At 68.3% G+C, this 9,963-nt stretch carries 10 protein-coding genes and 1 riboswitch; of the genes, 6 read left to right on the top strand and 4 right to left on the bottom strand.

Annotated elements, in window-relative coordinates; all coding sequences use genetic code 11:
- Positions 1-35: 35 nt before the first annotated feature.
- From AC57B5_RS11865 to folK, 3 genes are read left to right on the top strand one after another with little or no spacing between them, the layout of a single operon-like run.
- Entirely contained in the window at positions 36-737 is a 702-nt protein-coding gene (locus tag AC57B5_RS11865; RefSeq protein WP_012204110.1) for a histidinol-phosphatase, read from the top strand.
- The gene (pcnB, locus tag AC57B5_RS11860) at positions 734-2,323 is read left to right on the top strand and encodes a polynucleotide adenylyltransferase PcnB (protein WP_063326898.1); all 1,590 of its coding nucleotides are present in this window, start codon (positions 734-736) and stop codon (positions 2,321-2,323) included. The genes AC57B5_RS11865 and pcnB overlap by 4 nt, the downstream gene beginning before the upstream one ends.
- A complete protein-coding gene (folK, locus tag AC57B5_RS11855; RefSeq protein WP_496399592.1) occupies positions 2,298-2,813 on the top strand; it encodes a 2-amino-4-hydroxy-6-hydroxymethyldihydropteridine diphosphokinase in 516 nt (171 codons plus the stop codon). Before pcnB ends, folK begins: the two co-directional genes overlap by 26 nt.
- Positions 2,814-2,897: 84 nt before the next feature.
- Here folK and AC57B5_RS11850 read toward each other — a convergent pair whose 3' ends face one another.
- Both AC57B5_RS11850 and AC57B5_RS11845 read right to left on the bottom strand, forming a co-directional pair.
- Complete coding sequence (locus AC57B5_RS11850; RefSeq protein ID WP_043781175.1) at positions 2,898-3,866, bottom strand: Bug family tripartite tricarboxylate transporter substrate binding protein; 969 nt, start codon at positions 3,864-3,866, stop codon at positions 2,898-2,900.
- Between the two features lie 91 nt (positions 3,867-3,957).
- The gene (locus AC57B5_RS11845) at positions 3,958-5,010 is read right to left on the bottom strand and encodes a CDP-6-deoxy-delta-3,4-glucoseen reductase (RefSeq protein ID WP_012204115.1); all 1,053 of its coding nucleotides are present in this window, start codon (positions 5,008-5,010) and stop codon (positions 3,958-3,960) included.
- Between the two features lie 69 nt (positions 5,011-5,079).
- On the opposite strand from AC57B5_RS11845, the gene AC57B5_RS11840 reads away from it, so the two are divergent.
- A complete protein-coding gene (locus AC57B5_RS11840) occupies positions 5,080-6,099 on the top strand; it encodes an SDR family oxidoreductase (RefSeq protein ID WP_496399591.1) in 1,020 nt (339 codons plus the stop codon).
- A 1-nt stretch (position 6,100) separates the two neighbouring features.
- On the opposite strand, the gene AC57B5_RS11835 is transcribed toward AC57B5_RS11840, so the two are convergent.
- Positions 6,101-6,772, bottom strand: coding sequence for a DUF4124 domain-containing protein (locus tag AC57B5_RS11835; protein ID WP_043824151.1), 672 nt, complete (start codon positions 6,770-6,772; stop codon positions 6,101-6,103).
- Between the two features lie 97 nt (positions 6,773-6,869).
- On the bottom strand, positions 6,870-7,523 hold the full coding sequence (locus AC57B5_RS11830) for a hypothetical protein (RefSeq protein ID WP_013803652.1): 654 nt from the start codon (positions 7,521-7,523) through the stop codon (positions 6,870-6,872).
- A 278-nt stretch (positions 7,524-7,801) separates the two neighbouring features.
- Positions 7,802-7,970: riboswitch (FMN riboswitch) on the top strand.
- Positions 7,971-8,079: 109 nt separating this feature from the next.
- Here AC57B5_RS11830 and AC57B5_RS11825 point away from each other — a divergent pair.
- Complete coding sequence (locus AC57B5_RS11825; RefSeq protein ID WP_013803651.1) at positions 8,080-8,622, top strand: 6,7-dimethyl-8-ribityllumazine synthase; 543 nt, start codon at positions 8,080-8,082, stop codon at positions 8,620-8,622.
- Positions 8,623-8,797: 175 nt separating this feature from the next.
- Complete coding sequence (locus AC57B5_RS11820; RefSeq protein ID WP_013803650.1) at positions 8,798-9,928, top strand: branched-chain amino acid ABC transporter substrate-binding protein; 1,131 nt, start codon at positions 8,798-8,800, stop codon at positions 9,926-9,928.
- Positions 9,929-9,963: the final 35 nt, after the last annotated feature.

The raw sequence follows: 9,963 nt of genomic DNA, 5'->3' as shown, positions 1-9,963 counted from the left end.
AAGGGCAGCGCGGGACCCATTTTTTTAGGATATGCATGACCTCTGATCAGAAGCAACTCCGGCCCCGGCTGGCGTTGTTCGACCTGGACCATACGCTGCTGCCGCTCGATTCGGACTACGAGTGGGGCGAGTTCACGACGCGCATCGGCTGGACCGATCCGGCCGAGTTCGGCCGCCGCAACGCCGAGTTCTTCGCGCACTACCAGGCCGGCACGCTCGACGTGCACGACTATGTGCGCTTTGCCACCGAGGCCTTCTGCGGCCGTGGCGCGCAACAGGCCGGCGAGGCGCATGAGCGCTTCATGCGCGAGGTGATCACCCCCGCGATCCGTCCCCAGGCGCTGGAGCTGCTGCGCACGCACCAGCAGGCGGGCGACCAGATCATCATCGTCACGGCCACCAACGAGTTCGTGACGCGCCCCATCGCCGCCGCACTGGGCGTGCAGGAGCTGATTGCCGTGGAACTGGAACGCGACGCCCAGGGCTGGTTCACGGGCGAGATCCGTGGAACGCCCAGCATGCGCGACGGCAAGGTCCAGCGCATGCAGCAGTGGCTGGATGCGCGTGGCCTGGACTGGGGCGGCGTGGAGAGCTTCTTCTACAGCGACTCCTGGAACGACGTGCCCCTGCTCGAACGCGTGGACCATCCCGTGGCCACCAACCCCGACGCACGGCTGCGCGCCCTGGCCCAGGAACGTGGCTGGCGCATTCTGGACCTGTTTGGCGAAGCACCATGATCAAGAACATCATCGACAAGCTGCTGGGCAAGACCTCGGCGGCCCCCCGCGCCCGCAAGTCCCCCTTCGGCAAGCGCCAGGAAGTGCCCGTGCAGGTGCACGGCATCGACCCCAACCTGGTGGACCGGCGTGCCATCGACGTGGTCGAGACGCTGCAGGACGCCGGCTACGAGGCCTACATCGTCGGCGGCGCCGTGCGCGACCTGCTGCTGGGCCTGCGCCCCAAGGACTTCGACGTGGCCACCAATGCCACGCCCGAGCAGGTCAAGGGCCTGTTCCGCCGCGCCTTCATCATCGGCAAGCGCTTTCGCATCGTGCACGTGGTCTATGGCCGCGGGCGCGAGAACGAGGTCATCGAAGTCTCCACCTTCCGCGCCTTCCTGGACAACAGCGCGGCCGAGGCCGTGAGCGGCAACGAGCGCACCAGCAAGGCCCAGCTCGCCGGCATGCACCATGCGGTGGACGCCAGCGGCCGCGTGCTGCGCGACAACGTCTGGGGCCCGCAGGACCAGGACGCCACGCGCCGCGACTTCACCATCAACGCCATGTACTACGACCCGCGCACGCAGATCGTGGTGGACTATCACAAGGGCATCGACGACGCCAAGAAGCGCATGCTGCGCATGATCGGCGACCCGGCCACGCGCTACCGCGAAGACCCGGTGCGCATCATCCGCGCCGTGCGCTTCGCGGCCAAGCTGGCGGGCAAGGGCTTCAAGATCGAGCCCAAGACCGCCAAGCCCCTGGTGGAGTGCGAGCCGCTGCTGGCCGATGTGCCGCAAAGCCGCCTGTTCGATGAAATGCTCAAGCTGCTGCAGACCGGCCACGCGCTGGCCTCGGTGGAGCAGTTGCGCGGCCTGGGCCTGGCGCGCGGCATCTACTCGCTGCTGGATGTGGTGGTCGAGCGCGCGGAGCAGCCCTTTGTGCGCGCCGCGCTGACCGACACCGACCGCCGTGTCGAGGAAGGCAAGCCCGTGGCGCCCAGCTTCCTGCTGGCCTGCGTGCTGTGGCATGACGTCAAGACCGGCTGGGAGCGCCGCCTGAACCAGCGCCAGCACCCCTTCCCCGCGCTGCAGGAATCCATCGACGAAGTGTTCGACCAGCGCATCGGCGATGTCTCGGGCCGCGGCAAGCTGGCCGCCGACATGCGCGAGATCTGGGTCATGCAGCCGCGCTTTGACAAGCGCACGGGCGCCACGCCATTCAGCCTGGTGGCCCAGCCGCGCTTTCGCGCGGGCTTCGACTTCATGCGCCTGCGCGCCGACATCGGCGAGGTCGATGAAAGCCTGGCCAGCTGGTGGCAGGAATTCCAGAACGCCGACGACGCGCGCCGCGACGACCTGATCGCCCAGGCCCGCGACGAGCAGCGCGCCCGCCAGCGCAGCGCCGAGCCCAAGGTGCACCGCGTGGCCAAGGCCCGCCCTGCGCGCGAGGAGGCCGGCGCTGGCGAAGCGCAGCAGGCCGACGCACCTGCCGCCGCCTTGCCCCAGGTGGAGGGTGAGGAAGGGGCCGCGCCCAAGAAGCGCCGCCGCCGTCGCCGCAAGCCACAGGGCGGTGGTGATGGCGCCGTGGGCGGGGATGACTGAGCCGGGGCACTGGGTCGCCATTGGCCTGGGCGCCAATCTGGGCGACCGGGGCCAGGCGCTGGCCCAGGCGCTGCAGGCCATTGGCTGCCTGCCTGGCACGCGCCTTGTGGCCGTGTCCTCTCTCTACAGCACGGCGCCCGTCGATTCCAGCGGCCCGGACTACCTGAACGCCGTGGCCGCCGTGCACACCACGCTGCAGCCGCTGGCGCTGCTCGATGCGCTGCAGGCCATCGAACTGGCGGCCGGCCGTGAGCGTCCCTACCGCAACGCGCCGCGCACGCTGGACCTGGATATCGAACTGTGGGACGACGAGCGCATCGCGCTGCCGCGCCTGAGCGTGCCGCACCCGCGCATGCACGAGCGCGCCTTCGTGCTCGTGCCGCTGGCCGAGATCGCGCCTGAGCGCGTCACGCCAGGGCAATTGCAGGCCGTGGCGGGGCAGGGCATCCGCCTGGCGCACAAGCCTGGCTGGCATCTCCGACAAGCCTGAATCCCGACAGTGGCCTGAATGAAAAAGCCGCAGCGCCCTGAGGGCGGCTGCGGCTTTTTGCCAGTCGGGACGCGGTGGATCGGCTCAGTCCACCTTCGCTCCGGAGGCCTTGACGATGGGCTGGTACTTGGCGCGCTCAGCGGCCATGAACCTGTCGAATTCGGCGGGCGTGGAGGACACGGGTTCGGCCATCAGGGTCTCGAAGCGGGTCTTGGTCTCGGGCGCGGCCAGTGCATCGCCAAAGGCCTTACTCAGCTTGTCCAGCACGGGCTTGGGCGTGCCGGCCGGGGCCACCAGGCCCCACCAGGTGTCGATGGAAAAGCCGGGGAAGGTCTTGGACAGTGCGGGCACGCCGGGCAGCAGCGTGGTGGGGTTCAGCGTGGTCACGGCCAGCGCCTTGAGCTTGCCCGAGCGGATGTTGGGCGCCGCGGCGGCCAGGTTGTCGATGTTGAAGTCCACCTCGCCCGACAGCAGGGCCAGCTGGGCCGGGTTGGCTCCGCGGTAGGGCACGTGCAGCGCGAAGATGCCGGCCTTTTGCTTGAGCATTTCGCCGGCCAGGTGGCCCGCGCTGCCGTTGCCGCCGCTGCCGTAGTTGAGCTTGCCGGGGTTGGCCTTGGCGTAGGCGATCAGGTCGGCCACGCTGTGGATCTTGAGCTGCTCGGCACGGGCCGCGTTCATCACCAGCACATTGGGCACGCGCACCATCTGGGTGATGCCGGCGAAGTCCTTGCCCGCGTCATAGGGCATCTTGGCGTACAGCCAGGGATTGACGGCATGGGTGGCCGTGGCGGCCAGGCCGATGGTCATGCCGTCCGGCGTGGCGCGGGCAATGGCGTCGGCACCGATGTTGCCGCCGGCGCCGGCCTTGTTGTCGATGATCACCACTCCCAGGGAGTCACGCACCCGCTCGGCCAGCGCGCGCGAGGTGATGTCCAGCGGACCGCCGGGCGCATAGGGCACGATCAGGCGGATGGGCTCTTGCGCCAGGGCAAGCGGGGAGGCCAGGGCAGCAGCGGCCGCCATGACCGAGAGAAGGCTGTTTCTACGGTTCATAGGGGCGCTATTGTGCAAAAAAATTGCGACACCTGGCTGCGCGCAGGTATGCAGAGCAGTTTTTCTGCGTATTGATTGATCTGCCCTGGCTTCAGGCTGCCTTGTCGGCTTCCGTGGTGAATGCGTCGGCGTAGAACTCTTCGTCGGGCAGTCCACGCTGGTGCACATAGGCCTGGTGCGCGGAATCGACCACGATGGGCGCGCCGCAGGCATAGACCTGGTGGCCCGAGAGGTCGGCAAAATCGTCCAGCACGGCCTGGTGCACGAAGCCCGTGCGGCCGGTCCAGGCGTCTTCGGGCAGGGCATCCGAGACCACGGGCACGTAGCACAGCTGCGGCATGGCTTCGGCCTGTTCGCGCACCCAGGCATCCATGTAGAGGTCTTCGGGGCGGCGGCCGCCCCAATACAGGGTGACGGAGCGGTGGATGTCCTTGTGGCGGATGTGCTCCAGCAGCGCCTTGATGGGGGCGAAGCCCGTGCCCGAGGCCAGCAGGATGACGGGCTTGTCGCTGTCCTCGCGCAGGAAGAAGCTGCCGAACGGTCCTTCCACGCGCAGGATTTCCTTTTCCTTCATGGCGCCGAACACATGGTCGGTGAACTTGCCGCCGGGCATGTGGCGGATGTGCAGCTCCAGCCCCGGTGCCGTGTCCTGCACGTGGGGGGCCGTGGCCATGGAGTAGGCGCGGCGGGCGCCGTCGCGCAGGATGAACTCCACGTATTGGCCTGCGTGGTAGCGGAACTTGTCTGCGGCGGGCAGTTGCAGGCGCACCTGCATCACGTCGTGCGACTTCTTCTCCAGCGTGGCCACGCGCACGGGCATTTTCTTGATGGGAAAGGCGCTGGCATCGGTGACCTGGCGCGACTCCAGCACCACCGAGGTGGCCGGCCTGGCGCAGCAGGTGAGCACATAGCCGTCGGCCTCTTCCTGGGCGGTCAGCGCCTTGTCGGCATGCGGGCCATGGGTGACATCGCCACTGAGCTTCTTGCACTTGCAGGAACCGCAGGCACCGTCCTTGCAGCCATAGGGCAGGCCCACGCCGGAGCGGATGGCGGCGGCCAGGATGGTCTCGCTGCCCTGCGTGGCGAAGGCGCGGCCGCTGGGCTGTACGGTGATTTCGTGGGAAGCGTTGGCTATCTCGGTCATGTTCTCGGTATCCTCGGGGGCGCTGGCGGGCGCGTGGAGCGCGCCGGCGATCTTCTTTCCCGGACGGACATGCCGCTGCCGCGACCGGCGGCGCGCGGGTGGCCGCCCTCGCAACAGGCCAGGATTTTGCCCTCAAACCAAAACCCATTGGGCGCGCTGCCGGCGCGCTTTCGACGCGAACGCGTGCTCATCGTCGGCTGCGGCGACGTGGGGCTGCGCGTGGCTGGTGCATTGGCGGGCGCGCCCGGCGCGCGCTCCGGTGCCGCACGACGGGGCCCGCGCGTGCTGGCCCTGACGCGTGGCGCCGAGCGCCTGCAGGATCTGCGCGGGCGCGGCATCACGCCGCTGCTGGGCGATCTGGACGCGCCTGCCACGCTGCGCCGTCTGGCCGGCCTGGTCACGCGCGTCGTCCACCTGGCGCCGCCACCCAATCCGCCTGCCGGCGAAGAGGGCTGGTGGCTGGACCCGCGCACCACGGCCCTGCTGCGCGTGCTGCGCCGTCGCGGCCGGCCGGCGAGCCTGGTCTATGGCTCGACCTCGGGCGTCTATGGCAACTGCGAGGGCGCCTGGATCGACGAAAGCCGCCCGCCCGCACCGGCCACGGCGCGTGCCCAGCGCCGCGTGAACGCCGAGCGTGCCGTGCGCTTTGCCGGGCGCGGCGGGCTGCGCGCCAGCATTTTGCGCATCCCGGGCATCTATGCGCCGGACCGGGAAAACGGTACGCCGCGCGGGCGCCTGCTGCGCGGCACGCCCCTGCTGTGCGCCGCAGAGGATGTCTACACCAACCACATCCATGCCGACGATCTGGCCCGCGCCTGCGTGCGGGCGCTGTGGCGCGGCCGGCCGCAGCGCATCTACCACGCCAGCGACGATACGCAGCTGCGCATGGGGGACTATTTCGACTTTGCGGCCGATCTCTACGGCCTGCCGCGCCCCGCGCGCATCACGCGCGAGCAGGCACAGCGCGAGCTGCCGGCCAGCCTGCTGAGCTTCATGGGGGAGTCACGCCGCCTGCGCAACCAGCGCCTGAAGGCCGAGCTGGGCCTGCGCCTGCGCTACCCCACCGTGGAGCAGGGCCTGCGCGCGTGAATCAGCGCGGATGGATGCCGCCGTTGGTGTCGTAGCAGCGAAATACGTTGCAGTGCGAGATGGGCGCCGAAGGCGGCAGCGGCTGCGGCGGCACGGGGCGCCCGACGATCCACGGCCGGTTGATGGCATTGGGCTGCAATGCGCGCGATTGCTGCAGCTGCTCATAGGCCTTGGGGCCCAGGCAGGCCATTTCCATTTGCTGCTGGGCGGCCTGACTGCGCGGGCCCCAGGTGGCGGGATCGGGATTGGACTCGGCCAGGATGGTGTCCAGACGGCGGCGCGCCTGCTGGCAGGCAGGTGAGTCGCCGCTGTCGCGCTGCGCCGAGTTCTCGCGCTCGCGCCGGCTGCGCGCCTCGCGCTCCTGCTGTTGGGCGCGTGCGCGGCGCTCGGCCTCTTCGCGGGTCAGTTGCTGGTTCTTGCGCTCTATGGCGGCGGCAGCCTGCGCGCGCTCGCGTTCCAGCTCTTCGGGGCTGGGGGCTTCCTGCACCTGCACGCGGTTTTCGCCGTCCTTGCAACTGCTGTTGGTGTAGGTGACGCGGCCGGTCTTGGCGTCCGTGCAGCGGATGACCTGGGCCGAGGCCGGGCCTGCGGTGAGTGCCACCACCAGCGTTGCAAGCATCGGTACAAGCGCCGCCAGCGCCCGGCGCTGGCAAAGGTCTTGGGTGCGGTGCATGGCGGTTTCCTTTCCCATCACAAACGGCACAGGGATGTGGTGCATTGCCGATTATGGTGCGCAGCGCAGGGGGCTGGATATGCCGCTGGTCAGCCGTTCAACGCCAGTGGCGCGGATCCTGCGTGGGGTAGGGGTTGCCGCCGCCCTGGCTTTCGCGCTGCATGCGCTCGATGGCGCGTTGCTGCTGCTCGCGGTCACGCTGCTGCTGTTCCCGGTCGCGTTGCTGGCGTTCACGATCGCGTTGCTGCTGGCCCTGGTCGCGCTCGCGGTCCCGCTGCTGGCGCTCGGCTTCGCGGCGCTGCTGCTCCTGCATGCGCTCGCGCAACTGGCGGTCGCGGTCCTGTGCCTGGCGGTCACGGTCCCGGTCGCGCTCGCGCATTTCACGCTCGCGCTCCTGGCGGTCGCGCCAGGCGTCGCGGTTGCGCTCCTGCTGAATGCGCTCGCGCTCGTACTGCAGGCGATCGCGCTCACGCTGCAGGCGCTGGCGCTCGTACCAGCCGTTGTCGGGATAGGCGGGCTGCGTGGGATAGGAGGGGTAGATGACGCCGCCGCCAGAGGGGTAGCTGGGGTAGGTCGGATAGCTGGGATAGCTGGGGTAGCCGGAGCCCATGTCCGAGTAGCCATCGGGCGGCACGGCGCAGGCGGTGACCAGGGCGGCGAGGCCAAGGCCGGCCAGCAGGCGCAGCGTGCGCAGGGGGCGCAGGTCACGCTGCTGGTGTGACTGCGCGGTGGGGGCGTTGGAACGGGGCATGGTATGGGGTCCGGGCAAAGGCGTGTTTCCTGTCTGGATCTCTTCCTATGACGTTTGACAGGCCGTATTGGTTGACCTGGGTCGTCCTTGCAAGGCAACAAGGGCGACAGCGGAGCTTCTATTTTGATAGCAATTCGCCCATATTCTGTAGGTGTTGCCAGATGAATTGCGCAGGCGTGGTGCGCAAGGGCGCCTGCCGCCCCGATTGCGGCAATGGCTTGCGGGCGCGGCTAGAATGGCCTCTGTCTTTGGCGGTGCGCAGTCCGTGCGCCGCAAAGCAGCGTTCTCAGGGCGGGGCGAAATTCCCCACCGGCGGTATCTGGATCTGTCGTTCGGCATGTGTCCAGGAGCCCGCGAGCGCCCGGCAAGCCGCAAGGCCGGCCGGGGTCAGCAGATCTGGTGAGATGCCAGAGCCGACGGTCACAGTCCGGATGAAAGAGATCGCGCAGCACCTGCATGGCAGGCGCCATGCCAATGGTTTTCCCATGGGCTGCGCCGCGCCATGCGGCGCCATGGCGCGCGCCCTGATTCATTTGTCTCATCTTGAAAGAGCACCATGAATCAGACTCCTGTCTCCTTGAATTTCTCCGCACACGGCACGGCCTCGGGCACGCCGTGGAGGGCCGTCGCGGGCCGCAGCCGCGTGGCCGTCATCTGCGCGAGCTGGCATACCGATGTCGTGCACCAGGCGCGCGACTCCATGGCGGCCGAGCTGCAGGCCCAGGGCGTGGCCGCGCAGAACATCAGCCACTTCAATGTGCCCGGCGCCTTCGAGATCCCGCTGCTGGCCAAGAAGCTAGCCGACACTGGCCGCTTCGACGCCATCGTCGCCTGCGCTCTGGTGGTCAATGGCGGCATCTACCGCCATGAGTTCGTGTCCTCGGCCGTGATCGACGGGCTGATGCGCGTGCAGCTCGACACCGAGGTGCCGGTGTTCTCCGCCGTGCTCACGCCGCGCGACTTCCACGAGCACGGCGACCATGTGGAGTTTTTCCGCGCCCACTTCGTGAAGAAGGGCGTGGAGGTGGCACATGCCTGCCTGGCGGCCCTGGACCAGCTGGCCCAGGTGCAGGCGCTGGGCCAGGCCCGCGCGGCCTGAGTTGCAAGCGTCGCCTGCGTCGCCGGTTGCGGCGCGCCACCCAGCACAGCTTTGGGTGGGGATGGATGCTCGTAAACACTGAGTTGGAGCCGAGTGTCGCGGCCCCGTCACGCGGCATTGCCAAGCCGCGATGACGGGAATAACGTGACGGCCTGTTTCAACTGAGGAGTGCGCGATGAAGATGTCCCGGAAGTTGTGTATTGCGGCCGTCGTGGCCGGCATGGGTGGCGTGGCCATGGCCCAAGAGCAGGTGATCCGCATCGGCCACATCGGCCCGGTGTCCGGTCCCCAGGCCAATTTCGGCAAGGACAACGAAAACGGCGTGCGCATGGCCATCGACGAGCTCAATGCCAAGGGCATGGAGATCGCCGGCAAGAAGGTCAAGTTCCAGCTGGTGGCCGAGGACGATGTGGCGGATCCCAAGCAGGGCACGGCCGCCTCGCAGAAGCTGTGCGACGACAAGGTCGCCGGCGCCGTGGCCTTCCTCAACTCGGGCGTGGCCATTCCCTCGTCCAAGGTCTTCCAGGACTGCGGCATTCCCATGATCACGGGCGCGGCCACCAACCCCGACCTGACCAAGCCCGGCTGGAACACCACCTACCGCGTGATCGCCAATGACAACGCGCTGGGCGCGGCACTGGCCAAGTACGCGGCGCAGACGCTCAAGCTCAAGACCGTGGCCATCATCGATGACCGCACGGCCTACGGCCAGGGCCTGGCCAATGTGTTCAAGAAGGATGCGGAAAAGCTGGGCGTGAAAGTCGTGGCCTCGGAGTTCACGAACGACAAGGCCACGGACTTCATGGCCATCCTGACCTCGATCAAGGCCAAGAAGCCCGATGGCATCTTCTACGGCGGCATGTACGGCCAGGCCGGCCCCATGCTGCGCCAGATGGCCCAGCTGGGCCTGAACGATGCCAAGTACTTCGGCGGCGACGGCCTGTGCGTGCCCGAGCTGGCCAAGGTGGCGGCCGGTGCCAAGCCTCTGGACAACGTGATCTGCGCCGATGGCGGCGCCTCGCTGGCCAAGATGCCCGGCGGCACGGAATGGAAAAAGCGCTACGACGCCAAGTACCCCGGCCAGTTCCAGGTCTACAGCCCGTACTTCTACGACGCCACCATGATGCTGGCCGACGCCATGAAGCGCGCCAACTCCTGGGACCCCAAGGTCTACATCCCCTTCCTGCAAAAGGCCGACTACTCGGGCGTGACCTCGAAGATCGCCTTCGAGAAGAACGGCGAGATGAAGAACCCCTCGTACACACTGAGCGTGTTCAAGAACGGCCAGAAGACAGCCCTCGACTGAGCGAGCGTCCTTCCTTCGTTTTCATGCCCGCCCCG

The sequence above is a fragment of the Delftia sp. BGA-UO-ETr-SB1 genome (assembly GCF_059567865.1).
This window is presented reverse-complemented; position numbering and strand designations above follow the sequence as displayed.